Source organism: Streptomyces aureus (assembly GCF_000725495.1).
Classification (GTDB): domain Bacteria; phylum Actinomycetota; class Actinomycetes; order Streptomycetales; family Streptomycetaceae; genus Streptomyces; species Streptomyces aureus_B.
In genome coordinates this window covers 312,050-332,404 of sequence record NZ_JNZD01000013.1, presented here as the reverse complement: position 1 = coordinate 332,404, position 20,355 = coordinate 312,050, and the positions used below count along the sequence as shown (strand labels likewise).

General features: G+C 70.4%; 11 protein-coding genes and 1 pseudogene. 4 read left to right on the top strand and 8 right to left on the bottom strand.

Translation table 11 applies throughout. The features are described 5' to 3' along the window. Positions 1 to 25: 25 nt before the first annotated feature. A pseudogene (locus IO36_RS19935) lies at positions 26 to 406 on the bottom strand (hypothetical protein); the annotation flags it as partial. 998 nt (positions 407 to 1,404) lie between these two features. On the opposite strand from IO36_RS19935, the gene gcl reads away from it, so the two are divergent. After that, on the top strand, positions 1,405 to 3,189 hold the full coding sequence (gene gcl, locus IO36_RS19925) for a glyoxylate carboligase (protein ID WP_037621660.1): 1,785 nt from the start codon (positions 1,405 to 1,407) through the stop codon (positions 3,187 to 3,189). Between the two features lie 97 nt (positions 3,190 to 3,286). Next, complete coding sequence (locus IO36_RS19920) at positions 3,287 to 4,195, top strand: alpha/beta fold hydrolase (RefSeq protein ID WP_037621658.1); 909 nt, start codon at positions 3,287 to 3,289, stop codon at positions 4,193 to 4,195. Here the strand turns inward: IO36_RS19920 and IO36_RS19915 are convergent. The 4 genes from IO36_RS19915 to IO36_RS19900 form a co-directional block, all read right to left on the bottom strand. Further along, positions 4,164 to 4,748 (bottom strand): TIGR04222 domain-containing membrane protein, encoded by a 585-nt coding sequence (locus IO36_RS19915; protein WP_037621656.1) that lies wholly within the window; start codon positions 4,746 to 4,748, stop codon positions 4,164 to 4,166. The genes IO36_RS19920 and IO36_RS19915 overlap by 32 nt on opposite strands. A gap of 285 nt (positions 4,749 to 5,033) precedes the next feature. After that, positions 5,034 to 5,264, bottom strand: a complete 231-nt coding sequence (locus tag IO36_RS19910; protein ID WP_245173354.1) for a hypothetical protein — start codon at positions 5,262 to 5,264, stop codon at positions 5,034 to 5,036. Positions 5,265 to 5,837: 573 nt separating this feature from the next. Further along, positions 5,838 to 6,764, bottom strand: a complete 927-nt coding sequence (locus IO36_RS19905) for a 2-hydroxy-3-oxopropionate reductase (protein WP_051900694.1) — start codon at positions 6,762 to 6,764, stop codon at positions 5,838 to 5,840. Between the two features lie 53 nt (positions 6,765 to 6,817). After that, positions 6,818 to 7,657, bottom strand: coding sequence for a TIM barrel protein (locus IO36_RS19900; RefSeq protein ID WP_037621652.1), 840 nt, complete (start codon positions 7,655 to 7,657; stop codon positions 6,818 to 6,820). 226 nt (positions 7,658 to 7,883) lie between these two features. Between IO36_RS19900 and IO36_RS19895 the strand changes: the two genes are divergently transcribed. Together IO36_RS19895 and IO36_RS19890 are read left to right on the top strand one after the other, a co-directional pair. Continuing rightward, complete coding sequence (locus tag IO36_RS19895; protein WP_078943307.1) at positions 7,884 to 8,144, top strand: YkoF family thiamine-binding protein; 261 nt, start codon at positions 7,884 to 7,886, stop codon at positions 8,142 to 8,144. Further along, complete coding sequence (locus IO36_RS19890) at positions 8,141 to 8,542, top strand: helix-turn-helix domain-containing protein (RefSeq protein WP_037621648.1); 402 nt, start codon at positions 8,141 to 8,143, stop codon at positions 8,540 to 8,542. Before IO36_RS19895 ends, IO36_RS19890 begins: the two co-directional genes overlap by 4 nt. Positions 8,543 to 8,677: 135 nt before the next feature. Here the strand turns inward: IO36_RS19890 and IO36_RS43175 are convergent, their stop codons facing one another. The 3 genes from IO36_RS43175 to IO36_RS19875 form a co-directional block, all read right to left on the bottom strand. Beyond that, positions 8,678 to 9,304, bottom strand: a complete 627-nt coding sequence (locus IO36_RS43175; protein WP_051900693.1) for a hypothetical protein — start codon at positions 9,302 to 9,304, stop codon at positions 8,678 to 8,680. A gap of 113 nt (positions 9,305 to 9,417) precedes the next feature. Next, positions 9,418 to 9,903, bottom strand: coding sequence for a hypothetical protein (locus tag IO36_RS19880; protein ID WP_158997410.1), 486 nt, complete (start codon positions 9,901 to 9,903; stop codon positions 9,418 to 9,420). Positions 9,904 to 9,917: 14 nt separating this feature from the next. Then, a complete protein-coding gene (locus IO36_RS19875; protein ID WP_051900690.1) occupies positions 9,918 to 20,108 on the bottom strand; it encodes a LamG-like jellyroll fold domain-containing protein in 10,191 nt (3,396 codons plus the stop codon). Positions 20,109 to 20,355: the final 247 nt, after the last annotated feature.

Sequence of the window (20,355 nt, the reverse complement as noted above, 5' to 3'; positions counted from 1 at the left end):
GCGTGCGCGTGCCCGCGGCCGGTGGTCAGTCCGTGACGGCGATGAGTTCGTCGGCCGGGCTGTTCACCGGCTGCGGCGTGCCCGTCAGGTCCAGGACGAAGAGGGGGACGCCGAGGGAGTCGGCGCGGGCGCGGGCGTCCTCGGCGTAGCCGGCCAGGGAGAAGAAGACGCAGTCCGAGGACTCCGTCATGGCGGTCAGCCACAGACACTCCACGTCGCGCAGCGAGGCGGGCCTGACGGTGGGGTCCACCTGGGCCAGGATGCCGCGCGCGGCGAGCCCGATCCCGGTCGTGGGCCGCTGGTCCGCGCGCCGGATGTCGCGATAGCCGAGCCAGCCCAGGTACAGCGCGGCGGCGGTGACGGCGTCCCTCGCGGTCCGGATGGCGACGGGCCGGAACACACTCCTCCGCCCCTTTCCCTCGCCCGGCCCGCTTCCCTCGCCCTGCCCGCTTCCCGCCCCCGGCCCGTCGACGACCTCCGGGTCGGGGTGCCCTGCTCCGGCATTTCCCTGCCCGTCCCGGGGTGCGTCGGCCGCGGTCGCCCGGTCGTCCGGGGCGCGGTCCTCGCCATCCGGGTCGGCGGCCGCGTGCCCGTCCCGGGCCGCGCCCTCTTCGGCTTCCCGGGCCCCGCGCCGGCCGCCGTCCCCCGCCGGGTCCGGCTCCGCCGCGCGGGCGCCGGGAGCGGTGGCGGTGGAGTCCAAGTCGGCCTGCGGGCAGCGGTGTTCGGCCATGGGGTCCGCGCCGATGGTGTCGTCTCGGCGGGTGTCGTCCTCCCGGTCCAGGGCTCCTGTGCGGTCGCCGTCGTCCCGGGTGTCGGGTGCTGAGGCCGGATGGCCGCCCTGGGGGATGGCACCCGGCCCGGGGGCCGTGGCGTCGGTCCGAGGAGCGGGTGTCCGGTCCTCCGGGGTCGTCCGCAAGGGGATGCGGAGCATCGCGCCGCACGGGCAGCCCAGTTCCGGGTGGGGCCACTGGGTCGCGCGGCCGCAGGCGCCGCAGCGGACCGCCGTCCACTCGTCGTCCCAGGCGCGGCGGGTGACCGGGGTCGGCTCCGCGAGCGGGTCGAGCGGGGCCGTCACCGGCGATCCGCACACGCAGGGGTAGGACGGAGCCGCGTACAGATGCTCGCGACGGCAGGCCGGACACCGCACCGGCACGCTCTCGGCCATGGCCCACTCCAGAAACTCACGTCGGGTCAGCGCGTCCATCGTCCTCCTGCCGGACGCGCCCGGCAGCGAAACGCCCCGACCCGCAGGGGCCGCCGGGCGCACCGCGTTCCCTTGACGCCCCCTGGCCCGCCCCCTACATTGCTTCCAGATAGCAGAAGTTAGTTTCCGTGATACGGAATTCCGACTCTCCGCGGGGCGCGACGGGAGTGCGGATCCGACAGCCGAAGCAGGAGTACTCCATGCCTCGTATGACCGCTGCCCGCGCGGCAGTCGAGATCCTGAAGCGCGAGGGCGTGACCGACGCCTTCGGCGTTCCGGGTGCGGCGATCAACCCCTTCTACGCGGCCCTGAAGGCGTCCGGCGGGATCAGCCACACCCTCGCCCGGCACGTCGAAGGCGCCTCGCACATGGCGGAGGGCTACACCCGGGCCCACCCGGGCAACATCGGTGTCTGCGTGGGCACCTCGGGCCCCGCCGGCACCGACATGATCACCGGCCTCTACTCCGCGAGCGGGGACTCGATCCCGATCCTGTGCATCACCGGACAGGCGCCGACCGCGGTGATCCACAAGGAGGACTTCCAGGCCGTCGACATCGCCGCGATCGCGCGTCCCGTGACCAAGGCGGCCGTCACCGTGCTGGAGGCCGCCCAGGTCCCCGGCGTGCTCCAGCAGGCCTTCCACCTGATGCGCTCCGGGCGCCCCGGCCCCGTCCTCGTCGACCTGCCCATCGACGTCCAGCTCACCGAGATCGAGTTCGACCCCGAGACGTACGCACCGCTGCCGGCGTACAAACCCGCCGCCACCCGGGCCCAGATCGAGAAGGCGATGGGGCTGCTGAACGCCGCCGAGCGCCCGCTGATCGTGGCCGGCGGCGGAGTGATCAACGCCGACGCCGCCGAACTCCTCGTCGAGTTGGCCGAGTTGACGGGCACCCCGGTCGTCCCGACGCTCATGGGCTGGGGCGTGCTGCCCGACGACCACGAGCTCAACGCGGGCATGGTCGGCCTGCAGACCTCCCACCGCTACGGCAACGCCACCTTCCTGGAATCCGACTTCGTCCTCGGCATCGGCAACCGCTGGGCCAACCGGCACACCGGCGACCTGGACGTCTACACGGCGGGCCGGACCTTCGTGCACGTCGACATCGAACCCACCCAGCTCGGGCGGATCTTCGCCCCCGACCTCGGCATCGCCTCCGACGCCGGGGCCGCGCTGGAACTGTTCGTCGAGGCGGCCAAGGAGCTGAAGGCGCAGGGCCGGCTGCCCGACCGCTCCGCCTGGGCCGCCGCGACGCAGGAGAAGCGGGCGACCCTCCAGCGCCGGACGCACTTCGACGACATCCCGATCAAGCCGCAGCGCGTCTACGAGGAGATGAACAAGGCCTTCGGCCCGGACACCCGGTACGTGACCACCATCGGGCTCTCGCAGATCGCCGGCGCCCAGCTGCTCCACGTCTACCGGCCGCGGCACTGGATCAACTGCGGCCAGGCGGGCCCGCTCGGCTGGACGATCCCGGCCGCCCTCGGCGTCGCCAAGGCCGACCCCGGAGCGCAGGTCGTCGCCCTCTCCGGCGACTACGACTTCCAGTTCATGATCGAGGAACTGGCCGTCGGAGCCCAGCACCGGATCCCGTACGTCCATGTCCTCGTGAACAACGCCTACCTGGGCCTGATCCGGCAGGCTCAGATCGGATTCGACATCGACTTCCAGGTCAACCTCGAATTCGAGAACGTCAACTCCCCGGAGCTCGGCGTCTACGGCGTCGACCATGTCAAGGTCGTCGAGGGCCTCGGCTGCAAGGCGATCCGGGTCACCGACCCGGGCGAACTCGGCGCCGCCTTCGAACGGGCGGGGAAGCTCGCCGCCGAGTTCCAGGTCCCCGTCGTCGTCGAGGTGATCCTGGAGCGCGTCACCAACATCGCGATGAGCAGGACCAACGACATCGGCAACGTCGTCGAGTTCGAGGAGACCGCGACCGAGCCGGGCCACGCGCCGACCGCGATCAGGACACTGAAGGTCTGACGCGCGCGCTCGCTCCCGCCCCGGCCGGCCCGTCCCAAGAGGCGGGCCGGCCGGGCGCGTTGTTCCCAGGAGCGGGCCCGTCCGGCATGCTCGCCCCATGCGGATGACCGTCCCCACCCACCTCGGCGACATCGCCGTACGCTGTCTGTCCCCCTTCGCCGGCGCCCGGCGGGAAGGAGCCCCGGGCCCGTCCGGCGCGCCCGCCCTGCTGCTCCTGCACGCCAACCCCGGGGACGGCCGTGACTTCGACGCCGTGCTGCCCGCGCTCGCCGACCGGTACCGCACCTTCGTGGTCGACTGGCCCGGATACGGCGGCTCGACCGCCCCGGAACCCGGGAGGGTCAGTCCCGAAGGGCTGGTGGAGGTGGCCGAGCGGGTCCTCGACGCGCTCGCCGAGGAGCACGGCGTACGGGAGGTCGCCGTCCTCGGCAACAGCGTCGGCGGCTATGTCGCCTGCCGGCTCGCGGAGGGCCCCCGTGCCGCCTCGGTCACCTCGCTCGTCCTGGTCGACCCGGCCGGCTTCACCCGGCAGACCGCGCTCACCCGCTGGTTCTGCCGGGAGGTGATGGGCCGCCCGGCCAGGGCCCGCCGGCTCGTCGTGCCGCTGGCCCGCGCCTACCTCGGGCGCCTCGGCACACCGAGCGCGCGGGAGACGTACGCCCGGGTGCGCGCCCTGCCGCACGACGAGACGAGGCTCGCGGTGCACTGCGCGCTCTGGCGCGGGCTCGCCGACCCGGACTTCGGTCTCGCGGACCCCGCCGCCCTCGACCTGCCGATCCTGCTCCTGTGGGGCAGCCGCGACCCCGTCGTGCCCGCGTTCCTCGACGGCCGACGGGCCCGGCGGCAGCTCCCCGCGGGGACGCTGAGCGTCCGGCTGCCCACGGCCCACGAGCCCTACAACGAACGCCCGGGTCTCTTCCTCCGGCACGTCCTGCCGTTCCTGGAGAACCCGCGGGCGGTCGCCGCCCGCCGGCTCAGGCCCCCCAGCCGCCCGCGCATCCGCTGAAGTCGCTGCCGCCTCCGCCGCGGTCCCAGGCCGGTCCGGGCTCCCGTCGTACGTGGCCCGCCAGTCCCGCGTTCCGGGTGAAGTGCGGCACCAGCACCTTCAGGGAGGTGTCGCCGTACAGCGCGACCGCGAGCAGGATCTCCGCCGGGGACAGCCCCTCCGGTCCGGCGGGCGCGGGAGCCGAGGCGCGCAGGTCCCGCAGGAGGCGCCGCGCGGCGCGGGTCCGGCGCGGCGGCAGCCGGCGCAGCAGCCCGGCCGCCACGGCCTCGCTCCGCAGCTCCGCCAGTGCGCGCCGTACGCGCGGCCGCACCATCAACTCCGGCATCGTGGACGGGAGATGGAGCGAGGAGTAGACGGCCCTCTCCAGCGCGATTCCCGACGTGGAGGAGGTGCCAGGGGACGGGGCCGAGGTCCGCATCGAGCCCGTCGGGCCGGCGGCCACGCTGCCCCGCAGATGCAGGGCGAGCACGGCGACCTTCACGGCCGCCCGCGGCCCGCCACGCAGCAGCGCGACGGTCTGAGGCCCAGGCCCGACCGCCGCGCTCCCGCTCATGGTGCTACCCCCGTACCCCCGTTCGGGACCCGCCGCCCCCGTGCCGGCGGGCCCCGTGTGAGGAGAATGTGCCTCATCCGGCGGGAGGTGAAGCCCCCGGGCCCGTGTTCAGAGGTTGATTTGAGGGTTCCGTACGCGTTCTACGCCCGCTTGTGTAGGGACGGAGTCCGTTTGCCGCCCGTTTCGGCGCGGGTCGGTTCAGCTGCCCGTTTCCGGCACGGGTCCGTTCGGCGGTTCGTTCCCGGCTCGGGTCCGTTCAGTCGCTCGTTCCCGGCTCGGGTCCGTTCAGCGGTCCGGGTGTTCGGAGAGGCCGGGCCAGTCGTCCGGGCCGCCGCCCTGCCACTCGATGATGTCGCTCTCCTCGACCTCGATCGCGTCGAGGTCGACGTCCGCCTGGCGCAGGATCTCGACCACGTCGTCGAGGTGGTACGCGATGCCGAGCACCCGGTCGCCCTCGGTGACCCGGCGCGACCCGTCCAGCCCCGGTGTGTGCACCACGATCCTGGGGAATTCCATGCCGTCAGCCTCCATGGTCCAAGGCTGCTGGGCGCCGCCGGAATCCGCACCCGGAGCAGGTGTCCGGCGCCGGTCCTTTCCGGACGCAGGCAGGGCTGCCGTCCGACGGCGCGAGGCCGGGCGCGACGGTACGTTCGCGCCGCCGGACGGGGTCTTGGGGGGTGAGGTCGGGGGCTGGAGCCCTGTGTGGGGCGGGCCCCGGCCGAGGTCGTACGCGAGCTGCCCTGTGCGGGGAGGGTCGGAGCCAGGCCGTACGCGACCTGCCCCGCGTGGCGTGGGGACCGCGGTGGCGGCGACGGACCGGAGCGCCCTTCCCTCAGGTCGGGAAGGCGCACCGGATCCTTGACCACCGCACTGGCTCGCTCGCCACCGCGGTCCTCACCCCGCCCGCACCGTGGCGCGCGACGGCCACCCCTCATTCGGGCCGTTCGACGACATGGTGCGGGAGCTCATCTCTCCCGAAGTGGTTCGGGGAAGTGGATCCGGGCCGCGGCGGCACCTGGGCGCGACAGGACTTGTCGGCGCCACCGCGACCCGGACGTCTCGGACGGCCGGGCGGAGCCCGGCCCTGCCTCAGACCCGGGTGCCGGAGAGGCGTTCGACCCCGCGCAGCAGCGCGGAGTGGTCGAGGCCGCCGTCGCCCTGCGCGCGCAGACCGGCGACGAGCTGGGCGACCACCGCGCCGACCGGCAGCGCGGCGCCCACGTTCCGGGCGGCGTCCGTCACGATGCCCATGTCCTTGTGGTGCAGGTCGACGCGGAACCCCGGCTTGAAGTCGCGGTTCAGGAAGTTGTCCTTCTTGCGCGCGAGCACGGTGGAGCCCGCGAGGCCGCCGCCGAGGACGTCGAGCGCGGCCTTGAGGTCCACGCCGGACCGCTCCAGGAAGACGACCGCCTCCGCGCACGCCTGGATGTTCACGGCGACGATCAGCTGGTTCGCCGCCTTCACGGTCTGGCCCGAGCCGTGCGGACCGCACAGCACGATGGTCCTGCCGAGTGCCTCGAAGAGCGGCTCCGCCTCGTCGAAGGCCTCCTGGTCACCGCCGACCATGATCGACAGAACGGCCTCGACGGCTCCGGCCTCGCCCCCCGACACCGGGGCGTCGAGCACCCGTACGCCCTTCTCGGCGCCGGCCCGGGCGAGGTCCACCGAGGTCTGCGGGGTGATCGAGGACATGTCGATCAGCAGGGTGCCGGGCCGCACGTTCTCCAGGACGCCGTCGGGGCCGTACGCGACGGCCTCGACCTGCGGGGAGGCGGGCACCATCGTGATCACCACGTCGGCGTCCCGCACGGCCTCGGCGATCGAGGCCGCGGCGGTGCCGCCGGCGGCGGTCAGGCGTTCCAGCTTGTCCTGTTCCAGCGTGTAGCCGGTGACGTCGTACCCGGCCTTGATCAGGTTCTCCGACATGGGCGAGCCCATGATGCCGAGGCCGATCCATGCCACCTTGGGGAGGTTGTCGCTCACGAGGGTGCCTCTCTGGGATGCGTGGTGCGTCATCGGGGTGCTGCCGCTCCTGTTGCTGCCGCTGTCGCTGTCGCTCCCGCTGCTGCTCAGCGGGCGGCGCGGGCGGTCGCGGGCAGCCAGCCGAAGGCGTCGGCGCTCGGCCCGTCGCCCGGCTTGTACTCCAGGCCGATCCAGCCCGCGTAGCCGGCTGCGGCCAGCCGGTCGAGCAGCTCCTCCAGGGGGAGCGTTCCGGTGCCCGGCGCGGCCCGGCCCGGGCAGTCGGCGATCTGCACGTGACCGGTCCGGTCGGCGTGGTCGGCGATCACCCGCGGCAGGTCCTCGCCGTTCATGGCCAGGTGGTAGAGGTCCATGAGGAACCGGGCGTTGCCGAGACCGGTCGCCGCGTTGACCTTGTCGACGACGGCGACACCGGCGGGGGCGCTGACCAGCGGATAGTCAGGGGACTCCCGCTCGTTCAGGGTCTCGACGAGCAGGACCGCGCCGATCCGGTCCGCGGCCCGCGCCGCGAGGACCAGGTTCTCCAGCGCGAGCGCGTCCTGCTCGTCCGGGTCCACGCCGGCGACACGGTTGCCGTACAGGGCGTTGAGCGCCGTGCAGCCGAGCGAGGCGGCGAAGTCGGCGGCCACGTCGATGTTGGCCCGGAACCGGGCGGACTCCTCCCCGGGCAGGGACAGGGCGCCCCGGTCGGGTCCGGGCAGCTGTCCGGCGTAGAAGTTCAGCCCGGTCAGCCGGACGCCGGCGGTCTCGATCGCCGTCCTCAGGGCGTCGAGTTCGGACGCCTCCGGGGTGGGCGCGTCGGGCCAGGGCCACCACAGCTCGACCGCCGTGAAGCCCGCCGCGGCGGCGGCCGCCGGACGCTCCAGGAGCGGGAGTTCCGTGAAGAGGATCGACAGGTTGACGCTGAAGCGCTGGTCCGCGAAGCCCATGAGGTCGGCGCTCCCTTCCGTGGTGGCGGCCGTGTTGTCGGCCGGCTCGGCGATGGAGGACTACTCTCTACTATTCCGCATTGTGGAAGTTGTTTTCTGCCCAATGGAAGATTGCCGCCGGGGTGAGCGGCTTGTCAAGGGGGTCCCGGCGGAAAGGGGTGACCGTGCCCACCTCGGGCCGCAGGGGGCTTGCCGCGCCGTCCACGGTGCGCAGTAGGTTGAGCGCGTGCGATTGAGAGTGGAGTTCACGACCGAGCCCTTCGACCTCGACGAGGCGCCGCGGCATGCCCTGGTCGCCCGCGAGGTCATCGAGACGGCCGAGCTGGACGCGGTGGACGTCGGCCCGTTCGGCAACACGGCGGAGGGCGGCGCGGACGCCGTGCTCACCGCCGTCGACGTGCTCCTGCGCAAGGTCCTGGAGGCGGGCGCCACCCGTGTCTCGCTCCAGGTGAACGTGCTGGGCGAGACGGGGGAGGGCGATAAGTGACCGGCATCGCGGACGACCCGTTCGTCGCGGCGGTCAAGCCGCTCGTCGACGCCATGGGCGGCGAGATGCTCCCGCCCGGGGAGGCCGGCGTGGACGACGTCGTGCTGTCCTGGGAGGGTGCGGACGTCGTGGCCGTGCGCCTGCCCCAGCTCGCCGACTCGCTCGACCACATCCTCGCCGCCCTGGAGCGCAAACGGGGCGTGCCGCTCGCGGAACTGGACCGCAAGGCCAAGCAGGAGATCGTGCGCATCCTGGAGGCCCGCGGGGCGTTCTCGGTGCGGCACGGGGTGGAAACGGTGGCGAGCGCGCTGGGCGTCAGCCGGTTCACCGTCTACAACTACATCAACGCCCAGGAGGAAAAGCGCGCCCGAGGCCGCGATGCCGACCCCAAGGCGTAGCCCTCGAAGCCTCCTTGGGACGGGCGTGATCGGTCCGCTTCCGGGGTCGACGAGCAGCGGGCCGTTTGTCGACCCCGGGACCGAAACTGCGCGGCCCTGCCGAGGATTCTCGACAGGGCCGCGCAGTTTTTCGCCTCATCGACCTTGGCTCCAGGCGAGCCAGCGCTCGGCCCACTGCCGCTGCGCCAGTTCGACGTGGTCGTAGGACGCGATGCGCTGTGCATGCTCCCGCAGGGTCGCGATGCGTTCCGGGTGCGAGGCGCCGGTGAACCCGATGCCGGCCTGCCAGTAGGAGGCGGCCATCACCACGTCACCACTCAACGACGCGGCGCCGAAGGTCGGATTGTTGGCACCCGCCCCGAAGACACCCGTCGCACAGCCGACGCCGGCGATGTCCCACGCATCAAGGACCTGGACGCGCACCCATCGATAGACGGGAGGCGCCTCGTCCTCTCCCTCCTGGTTCGCCACATCGGCGCGGATGTCCAACCCGAGCAAAAACTCCCGCCGGCCGTCCCGCGCAGTCGAGAACAGCCCACGCTCCCGCGCGGCCCGCTCCCACTCCGCATTGAACCTGCCCCCAAGGTCCGGCCCTTCATGCTTGACGGCGACGTCCCAGCGCCCGTCATCGAGCTGCAAGTACGTCACATACCGAGCGACGAGACACGGAACGAGATCGTCACGAGGCTCGACGACTTCCAGGAATGAGAATCCGGCGAGGGAGAGCTTGTCCTCGAGCTCCCGAGGAAAGTCGGTCGTCATCGTTCCTTTCCTTTGGGAGATCGCAGGCATGTCGAATGTGAGCGATGTATGGAAACGGCTTGACGCCGGGGCTGTATGCCCCGGCGTCAAGCCCATTTGCCTGCGTTGAATTTTCAGCCCACGAGATCCGATGGAAGGGAGATCTGTCCCGACGACTTCAGGGCTTCGAGCCGCTCGCCGGGGTCGATCACCTGAAGGATCTGGAACGCGTATGCCGTGAGAGCCGGGGAGCGATTCGCGACAAGGTCCGAATAAAGCACCCAGGCGCCGTTCCTGGCGATGTCTTGGCATGCTTCAGAAGCGTCGTCATCGTCGTTGAAAACGAGCCTGAGGAGCAGATCAAGAGCCTCCACTCGTGCCGCCAGTGGGAGATCACTTGCCAGGCCGGCCATGAGAACGCCCGTCACAGCGACTGCCGGCTCCTGTGGAAAGGACTGAATGAGCACGTGTTCAGCGACACCTGTATTCATGGCCTCGTCGCGAGTGCGCGCCTCGAAGAACCGACGGAGATCAGCCGGAAGGTGGGCGGCGTTCGCACCGCAACCGCAGCTCAGATCTGCCCATCGAACTAGGCCGATCTCGTTGTCGACGAGGATCATCTGATTCTCCATGCCTACTTGTCGTTCCAATCGCCACCCGGCTGGCCCACCGCATCATGGGGGAAAATGCCCCTGTCAGGGTAGTCGCGCTGACAACCCTTGCAAACGGGCTTCATGCGTACGGCCAGCCCGCCGTCGTCGCCGCGGAACACCTCGTACGCCTTGGTGAAACGCATGTCTTCGACACGTCCGGGCAGAGAACACGCCCCGTTGCCCTCGGCGCACATACCACGGATCGGACCCTGTGCGCCCGGCGGCTCCAACGGCAGAGATCCAGACGAAGAGAGCACGATAGTACCGTCATGCGTGCTGACCGTACCGACGTATGTGCGCCCCATGCCGGCTCCGCCGCGCGCGCCCTTCAGCGCGAAATCCTGAACCATTTGATCGGCCTGTGCGAGGCGGCCTTCGACCGTCCAATCGCCCGTAGCCGCATGGGTCTCCACACGAGCCGGGTTCTTCCTGGATCCGGCGCCGCGCGCCGTGGGCCTCATGGGCCGCGACTCGTTCGCTCCTGCGGAGGCCCCCTCGCCCTCGCGGGCCTTCGGTGCCGCCGAGCTGACCGACTTGGCGGCGGAGGAACCCGCTGCCGCCTCCTCGCCCGCCGAGGCTTCGACCGCTACCGCTCCGCCGCCCGCCGTGGCGGCGACTCCCGCTCCGACGAGGGCTGATCCGCCCTCGGCTATCGCGGCCGTGATGCCGCCGGCGACCGCGCCTTCGACGCCGCCCATCGCGGCGCCTTCCAGCATGGCTCCGCCGATGGCTCCGATGCAGGCACCGGCGGTGGCGACGACACAGACGGCCGCACCGACCACCGCCAGGGTGACGAGCGTCGCGACGATCGCGGTCTTGTGCTTCTTGATGAACTTGTCCGCGGCCCTCTTGGCCTGCTTCAGCTTCTTGCTGACCGCCTTGGCCGCGTGCGTGACCGCCTTGACGCTGCGGTGGTAGTAGCTCTTCGCTCTCTTGATCGCATGGTGCACGATCTGCCGGGCGCGTTGGTACTTGTGCTTGACGTAGTGGTAGACGGCGGGATAGTGGTCGCGGACGTAGTGGGCGGCCTTGCGGGCGTAGTGCTTGGCCGCGCCGCGGATGCCGTGCTTCTTGATCTGGTGGACGACGTTCTTGACGTGCTTGATGCCGGAGCTGATCGCGCGGCGCACGCTGGAGTGGTGCCAGGCCGAGGAGGCCTTCTTCTTGAGCTTGTGCCCCACGGACTTGATGGCACCCATGATCGACCAGTGACCGCTGGGGTCGGTCATGGTCAGCGGGTTGTCGCTGCCGTAGGCGAAGCGGTCGGCGTTGACCGAGTCGGGGACGGGGCTGAGGCCGACGGTGTCGCGTGAGGCGAACTGGCCGGTGTCGGGGTTGTACCAACGGGCGGCCATGTCGACCTGGTTGGTGTCCGGGTCGGTCCACTCCGACTGGTAGCCCAGGGACCCGACCATGCCCAGCGTGGACAGGGACTTGCCGAACGGGTCGTAGGTGGTCGAACCGGTCAGTGCGGTGCCGGAGTCGGTGAACTGGCCGACCACGTCGTCGTGGGCGTCGGTCATCGCCAGCACCTTGGTGCCGGAGGCGTTGATGCCGACCAGCGCGCCGCCGGGATCACGGCCGTAGGTCGTGCCGCCGTCGGAGGCCAGGTCGTTGCCCATGCCGGTGTAGGAGAAGGTCTGGTTGGACCCTCCGAGGCCGGCGGTGACCATGCGGTCCAGGCCGTCGTAGCCGTACGTCTTCGTGCCGGAGGTGATGACCCGGTTGAAGGCGTCGGCGGCGGTGGTGGCGGTCTGGCCCCCGCTGGTGGTCGAGCTCAGGGTGCCGCGGGCCGTGTAGCTGTAGCTGCTCTTCCCGTCCGAGGTCAGCTCGTTGCGGGCGTTGTAGGTGTAGGTGTCCGCGCCGACGCGGGTGCGGTTGCCGGCGTTGTCGTAGCCGTAGGTGGCCGTGGTGGTGCCGTTGTTCCAGGAGGCGAGCCGGTCGGCCCAGTCGTAGGTGTAGGTGTTGGTGGCCGCCCCCGTGAACCCGGTGGTCGTCTTGGAGGTCTCGTTGTCGTTCAGGTCGTAGTCGTAGGCGATCGACGCCTCGGTGCCGCCCGCCGGTTTGGTGAGCGTGTCACTGGTGAGCCGGTGCGCCCAGTCGTACCCGAAGCTGCGCCCGGCCTTGCCGGTGCCGTACGAGATGCTCGACGGCAGCGACATCGTGTTGTAGCCGATGGTGGCGGTGGACCCGGTGGCCGCGTCGTTGACCGTCTTCAGACGGCCGGCCGTGTCGTAGCCGTAGGTGGACGTGCCCGCCGCGTCGGTGCGCGAGGTCATCTGCCCGTCGCCGCCGTAGGCGAAGGACGAGGTGCCCGACGGTCCGGCCGTGGTCAGCAGGTCGCCGCGGTCGTCGTAGGTGAACGTGTCGTCCGTGCCCGGAGCGGCGGCGGAGGTGACGCGTCCGTCGGAGTCGTAGGAGTAGGTGTGGTCCGCGGTCGTCGCCTCGGCGCCGCTGCCGGTCTGCCTGGTCAGGTCACCGGTGGTCTGGTCGTAGGAGTCGACGACGGACACGCCGCCGGGGGACAGCTGCTTCGACACCCGTCCCGCGCCGTCGTAGACGGTGGTGTAGGTGCGGTCCGCGACCGCCGGATAGGTCGGCGTGGACGGTTCGATCTGCGACTCCGGCAGACCCCACTTGTTGTACGTGGTCAGCCAGTCGTGTCCGGCCACGGGGTTGCCCGAGGCGTCGTAGCCGTTGCCGTCGGTGAACCGGGTGAGGTTGCCGACCGCGTCGTACCCGAACGACGTGGTGATCGACTTCCCGGCCGCGACCGGTTGCACCTCCTTGGTCACCATGCCCGTCGCGTCGAACGCGAAGGTGGTGGTGTGACCGTTGCCGTCCGTGCTGGAGGTCAGGTTCCCCTCCGGGTCGTACTGCGCGGAGGTGGTGCGGCGCAGCATCGCGGTGGAGTCGTACTCCGCGGTGCCCACCGTGTTGCCGAAGGCGTCGTAGGCGGTCGTCGCGTAGGTGTTGTCCGGGTTGGTGACCTTGGAGACCCTGCCGTCGAGGTCGTAGGCGTACTGGGTGGTGTTGTTCGCGCCGTCCACGACCTTGGTCTGCTCACCGGCCGCGTTGTAGGTGAACGCGGTGGTGACGCCGTTCGGCGACACCGACGAGGACAGCAGACCGCCGGGCGCGTCGTAGTGGTTGACGGTGGTGTACGCGGCCTGCGAGGGCCGGCGCTCGACGTCGGTCGAGGTGAGCTGGCGGCCCAGGTAGTCGTAGGTCGCCTGGGTCACCGCGCCGGTCGGGTCGGTCACCGACAGCAGGTCGCCGTTGGTGTCGTACGTGGAGTGCGAGGTGCGTCCGCCCGGCAGGGTCTCGTTGACCTGGTCGCCGAGCTGGTCGTACGTGTACGAGGTGACCTTGCCCAGCGCGTCGGTCTCGGAGGTGATCTGACCGGCGGCGTTGTACTGCGTGGAGGTCACCGGGGTGATCGCCGTCGAGGAGCCCGGCGGTGTGTACGACGGGAGGGTCTGGGAGACCTCCTGGCCCAGCGGGTCGTAGCCGGTCGTGACGACGTTGCCGTTCGGGTCCTTGGTCTCCGCGACCTCGCCGAAGGTGTTGTAACCGGTGTACGCCACGGGGTGCGAGGCGGCGACGCTGGAGGTGCCCGTCGAGGGGTCGACGGTCTCCGCGTTCGCCGTCGGCGCCGTGGTGACCGCCGCGTTCCCGGCCTCGTCGTAGGAGTAGGACGTGACGTTTCCGTTCGCGTCCGCCGCCCAGGTCGGGAGCCCCCGGTCGTCCAGGTGCGCCCGGGTGGTGTGCACCGTCGAGTTCGCCGCGGGGAGCGTTCCGCCGTACAGGCTGGAGACCTGTCCGGCGGACAGGGCGTCGGAGTAGGCCTGGACGTCCGCGACGGAGCCGTTGGCGTACTCGCCCCAGGTGCCCGAGGACATCTTGCGGCCGATGTCGAAGGTGCCGTTGCCGTTCCAAGGAGTGGTGAACGCCTTGGTGGCGGCCAGGGTGCCGTTGACGTAGAGGCTGAACTGGCCGGCCGCCGGGTCGTAGACACCGGTCAGGTGGGTCCACTGGCCCACGACGGGGGTGCCGCCGTAGGCGGCGGTCCAGGTGGCGTCCGTGGTGTCGCCGGAGTGGCCGCCGAAGGCCCAGTTGTTGGCCCCGGAGGAGTAGTACAGCTGGAAGGCGCTGGTGGAGTTTCCGTTCTGGGAGACGAAGGTGGAGTTGGCCGCCGTGGAGCCGAGCTTGACCCACGCCGACACGGTGTATCCGGTGGCGGTGTCGACGACGGGACTCGTGGTCTCGGCGTACGACGTGGAGGTGCCGTTGAACACGGCGCTGCCGCCGTGGTCGGTGGACCGCGTCACCCCGCTGGTGAGGGTCGCGGCGTTGTTCGCACCGGAGGAGTCGGCCGCGTTGGTGCCCGAGGTCTCGTTGAGCTTCCAGCGTCCGACCGGTGCGGTGGTGCCGTCGTGCACGGTGGCCGACGTGGTGTTGCCGAGCGCGTCGTACGCGTACGAGGTGGTCTCCGGGTTGCCGGAGGCACCGGTGTGCGTGGAGGTGACCACGTGGTCGTCCGGGTCGTACGACACCGTGTCGCTGCGGTTCACCCCCGAGGGGTCCAGGGTGGTCTTCGTGGTGCGGGACGCCGCGTCCACCGCGTAGGTGGTTGTGGTCGTTCCGTCGTTGGATATCTCCTTGGTCAGGTTGCCGGCCGCGTCATAGGTGTTGGCCTGCTGCACGAACGACTTCGGGTTGTTCGGGTCCGTCACCGCGTCCGTGCGGGTGATCGTCGACGGCAGCCCGTTGTCCGTGTAGGTGTAGGACGTGGTGAAGCCCATCGAGTCCGTGACCGAGGCCAGTCGTCCGGCCGGGTCGTAGGCCCGCGAGTCCAGCGTCAGCGTCCGGGCCGCCGAGGGGTGGTCCGGGTCGCCGGTGTAGCCGGGCTGCGTGGCGGTGATCTGACGGTTGTCGGCGTCGAAGGTGTAGTCCGTCTCGTTCCCCGACGCGTCGACCTCGGTGATCACGTTTCCGTAGACGTCGTAGGTGTACGACGTCGTCTGGAGCGTCTTGTCCGTGCCGTCGGCGTTGAACGCCGACACCTGGGACTCGCCGTTCTTCCGGTTGCCCGAGTCGTACGTCCACTCCGTGCGCCGCGGACCGTCACCGCCGGTCAGGTCCTTGACCGTCTCGGAGGTGGCGTTGCCGTCGGCGTCGTAGACCGTGGTCGTCTGCGCGGTGTGCGTGGCGCCGGTGACCCGGTCGGTGACCGGCGGAGCGGTGTCGGAGACGACCTGGTCGTCCTTGTCGTAGGCGTACGACGTGGTCAGACCCGACGGATAGCTGTCCGACTTCTCGGTGCTGCTCGTCCGGCGGCCGATGTTGTCGTAGCCGTACGCCACCGACGCGCCGTTGGCGTCGGTCTGCTTCGCCAGGTCACCGTTGTGGTTGTAGGTGTACGTGGTGGTCGCGCCGCCCGGCGTGACCGTCGACGCCTCCAGGTACGCCGGAGCGTTCCCGCTGTCCGCCGCGGGCGTGGTCGACGTGGTGTACGTCGTGGTGGTGGTACGGCCGCCGGGGAAACCCGGCACCGGCGGGGTGGTCACCGTCGTCTGGTTGCCGTACGCGTCGTAGCCGTAGGTCGTCAGATACGTGTTGTCCGTCGGGCCCGAGGAACGCCCGTCCCGCTCGGTCAGCAGCAGGTCGTTGCGCGGGTCCGGCGCCGGGTTCGCGGTCGTGTCGTCGGGATAGTAGGTGTAGTAGTCCGTCTCGCACAGGTTCTGCGCCTGGTTCTGGCACGTCGACTTCGACACCACGTTGCCGCGCACGTCGTGCCCGGTCGTGGTCGTGTTCCCGTCCGGGTCGGTCGTGGTGTAGACGAAACCGGAGGTGTCGTAGCCGTACGTGGTGCGGTTGCCCAGGGCGTCGGTCTGGGAGAGGACCCGGTCACCGTTGTCGACGTCGTAGCCGTAGCTGATGTACTTCGTCGACCCGTCGGGGGTCGGCACCTGGATCTGCACCGTCCGCACCGGCGCGACGCCGGAGGAGGACTTGTACGCCGTCCACTGCTGCGACACCTGAGCGGCGCTCAGGGCCGAGCGGTAGACCGCGACCTCGGCGAGCGATCCGTTCCAGTAGTCGGTCTCGGACCCTGCGTACAGGCCGCGTCCGATCTGCAGGGCGCCGGTGGCGGACCAGACGTTCGGCCGCGCGACCGTGCCCTGGAGCGCCCCGTTGACGTAGAGCGAGAGCTGCCCGCTCGTGGCGTCGTAACCGGCCGCGAGGTGGGTCCACTGGCCGGTCGCCGCGATGGCGGTCGAGTAGACGGCCTGCGTGGTCAGGTTGCCGCTGGAGGAGTCGGCCGTCGGCACCCGAAGGGCCCACTTGTTCTGACTGTGCTCGTACCCGAGGTAGAACCCGGCGTGGTACGTGCCGTCCTGGCTGACGGCCGTGTAGTTGCGGGCGGTCGAGCCGAGGTTCACCCAGGCCGAGACGCTGAAGCTCTTGGAGGTGTCGACCTCCTGGGTGCCGGGGCTCGCGTAGGAGCTGGAGGCGTTCGCGAACGACGCCGCCTTCACGTCGGCGGATCCGAACGGGCCGGTGTCGCCGAGGGTGACGTTGTTGTAGGTGGCGTGGCCGGTGTTGACCTCGTTGGCCGCGGCGGCACCGGAGGTGTCGTTCAGCCGCCAGTAGCCGGAGGGTCTGCCGCCCATCACCGCCGAGCGGTAGACCTGCGAGGAGCCGGTGACCGTGGGCGGGACCAGCTTCCAGACGCCGCCGTTGTTGTCCGTCTCCTGGGAGATGGTGTCGTCGACCGCGTTGTACTGCACGGTGTTCTGGGTCTTGCCCGAGGGCAGCGTGATGGTCTGCAGCACCTTCGAGGACGCCTTGGCGGCCGCGTACTGGCCGGCGATCGTCGACGCGTTCAGCGGCTGGTTGAAGATCGCCGCCTCGGCCATCAGACCGTTGTAGTGCCCGAGCGTGTCGGTGGGCATGTCGGGCCAGCCGTGGGTGTCCACGCCCGCGCCGAAGGTGACGTACGGCTGGTTCCACGACCACAGGCTGCCGGCCATGGTGCCGGTCAGCGCGCCGTCGAGGTACATCGACTGGGTGTTGCCCGCGGAGGTGAGCACCACCTGGTGCCAGGCGTTGTTGTTGACCGTGCCCGCCGACTGGAGCGGGGTGTTGCAGCCCGCGGCCATCGCGAAGCAGCCGTGCAGCTTGCCGTTGGTCCCGATGTAGAGCGCGGGGGTGTTGTACTTCGTGTTGGCGACCGGGTCGGAGTCGGTCAGCGGCTTGTCACCGTAGTAGAACAGCACCCCGCCGGCCTGCGACGTCTTGAACCAGAGCGACACGGACGCGTACGTGCGCGTCGCGCCCGGCGTGGACGGTATCGACACGTACGAGCTGGTGCCGTTGAACGACGCGGCGTGGCTGCTCGCCAGCGGTCCGGCCGAGCCCAGGGTGACGTTGTGGTAACCGCCGTTGAGGTTGCCCTCGTTGGTGTCCACGCCGTCGGCGGCCGTCGTGCCGGACGTCTCACCCATGCGCCAGTAGGCGAACGGGTCCGCGTCCAGCACCGTGGTGCGGTAGTGGTTGCCGTTCGCGTAGCCGTAGTTGGTGCAGTGGGTGGGGTCCTCCGGCGGGCAGACCTTCGTCAGGCTGTCACCGGTGTAGCTGTAGTTCCAGGTCGCGATCGTGCTCGAGTCCCCGGTCTTGGCGGCGTCGGTCGCCACCGTCGACACGTGCGGGGCGGTCGCGCCCGAGGGCGTGAGCCAGGTGAGGTTCAGCTTCCGGCCCGAGACCTGCGAGGTGATCGTGGTGAGCTGACCCGAGGTGTAGGCGAAGGTCTCCGCGCGGCCCGCGTAGTCCGTGATCGAGGTGATCGCGTACGTGCCGGTCCTGCCGGTGACGGCCTGCTGGAAGAGATAGGCGGTGTCGTCCTTGTCCACCAGCTTGTAGCCGGCCGGTGCGGTGGTCGCGGACAGCGACGCCCAGCGTCCCGGCGGCGGGGTGAAGGAGCCGTCCGCGTTCTTGCCGAAGCCGACCTGGGAGCCGTCGGGGTAGGTGATGTTCACGCTCGCCACCGCGCCCGAGGAGTCCTTGACCTCGGTGGCCTCCATGTCCGCGACCGTCGACCAGCCCGCGCCGAACGCGCCGTCCACCCGCGGGTCCAGGGAGTTGTAGTCCCGCTCGACCGACAGCGACGGGCCCACCGTCTGCACGTCGGCGTCGGTGTCGGAGGTGGTGTAGTTGCCGACGGCCGGGTCGAAGTCGTGGCCGTCGGTGTTCTGCGACAGGCCCGAGGTCACCACGGGCTGCGGCACCGTGGCCGTGAGCTCGCTCTGCGTCCACGGCGAGTAGAGCAGGCTGTCGTAGGTGCGCACCTGCCACAGATAGGTGCCGCCCCAGGTCATCTTCCCCGCGGGGACGGTCCAGTCACCGCCGCTGATCAGACCCGAGTCGGAGATCACCGAGCCGGTGGAGGCGTCCAGGAGCTGGAACTGGTACTTCAGCGCAGAACCCGGGTAGTTGTCCGAGTCGTAGCCGTACGCGACCAGTTCCGGCTTCAGCGTCTGGGTGTTGTAGTTGTCCGGCGGGTACGAGGCGTCGATCTGCGGGGCCACGTTCCCGTTCAGCGTCAGGTCCAGGTAGGGCCGGTAGCTGGTGGGGGCGTTGACCGAGTCGAACTGCTTCCAGTGCAGGGCGTCGCTGTTCGTCGAGTACAGCGCGAGGCCGTGGTTGCTCACCGTTCCGCCGGCGACGCCGTTGAACCAGGCGGTGCTCAGCGGCACGTTCATCCACGTACCGGTGGACCGTGAACCGCCGGAGTTCGAGCACGCCGCGCCCGGGTTGGCGGTCAGCGATCCGAGCGCGGTGCTGTCCCACGCCGGGCCCGGGAAGGCGGTGACCGAGGATCCCGACCACGAGGCGCTGATCGGCGCGACGGAGAACGGCTCGGCGGTACAGGTCGCGGCCCAGATGTCGAAGAGGTGCAGGCTCGCCGCCGACACGCTCTGACCGCTGATCATGCCGGTCAGGCCCGTCAGGTGCAGGAACGAGTTCGCGCTGTGCGTGCCGGAGTCGTACGACCCGACCTTCAGCACGTCCTCGGTGGAGTGGTCGCCCGCGAGGCCGCTCTCGGCGTACGTGCTGTCGCTCACGGCCAGCGTCGGGTCCACCGTGACCGGCCAGACCCGCTTCTCGGAGCCCAGCCACGACCGGTCGGCCGTCATGGTCAGGATCCAGTCGTCGCCGGACCGGGAGAGTGCGTACCCCACCGCCTGCGACCTGGCCGGCTCCCCGGACCTGCGGTTCAGGTGCGAGTCCTGCATGAACGCGTGCGGAATCCGCTCCACCACGGCACCAGAGGCGTCGGTGAACTCGACCGACCCCTCGTCGGCGAGCCGCGGCTTCAGACCCTTGGCGTCGAGCTTGAAGGCCCACGACGTCGGCGCCTTCGCCGAGGACAGGACGATCTTCTCCTTGACACCGTCCGCCAGCGGTACGAGCTTCAGGTCCGTGTCCGGCAGCACACCGGCGTAGGTCACGGTGCCGTCCGCGCCGGTGACGCCCGGAACGTCCTTCGCGCCGTCCAGCGCGTACGCCACCTGGTGCCCGGACCTGGACTCCACCGACGCCAGCCGATCGTCCCCCGCGCCGTCGGCGAGGTTCACCGCCACGTCGTTGGCCTTCTCCCGCCAACGCCCGCCGGACTTCACCGGCGTGGTGTCGATCGGCTTCCAGGAGCCGTCGGCCGCACGGTAGTTGTGGCGGGAGAAGTACACGCGCTTGGTCGTCGTGCCGTTCGCGTTGCGGAACACGTCCGTCGTCGCGGACGACTTGGCCGCGACACGCTTGCTCGTCGACGCCTTGAACCCGTCACGGCCGTCGGCCGCGCCGGTGGTCACCCGCTTCTTGCCATGTCCGTGCCGGGTGTACTCGGGCAGTTCGCCCTTGCCCCTGCCCGCCTTGTGCCCGCGCCCGCCCTTCGCCCGGGTGCGGGCGGCCGAGGCGGTGTGCTTGAGCCCGCTCGCCGAACCGCCCTGCTGCCGGGGCAGTTTCAGATGCGGGGACCGTACCCAGTCCCAGAGCCCCGACACCGACAGCTTCGGCATGCTCAGCGCCGGCAGTGTCATCCCTTGCGCCACCGCCTCCTCGGCGGTGGGCACGAACGACAGGAGGAAACAGACCACCAGCACGAGCACGCGCGCCGCCCTGCGGCGCGAGGACCGGGGCGGCGGCTGAGTTGAGCGGCGACGTAGGGCGGGAAACATGAAAATCCTTTGAGAAAACTTATCGATCATGAAGCGAGTCGATAGTTCCTCAGGCGATCATGCTCTGACCATAGTCATTGGATCTTCTTACCTGTTCCTTATGTTGCGAGCAGGCGGATGCTCGTCACTTTCCGGACAGTCAGTCAGAAACCTGTGAAAAAGCCACTGCTGAGGGTCT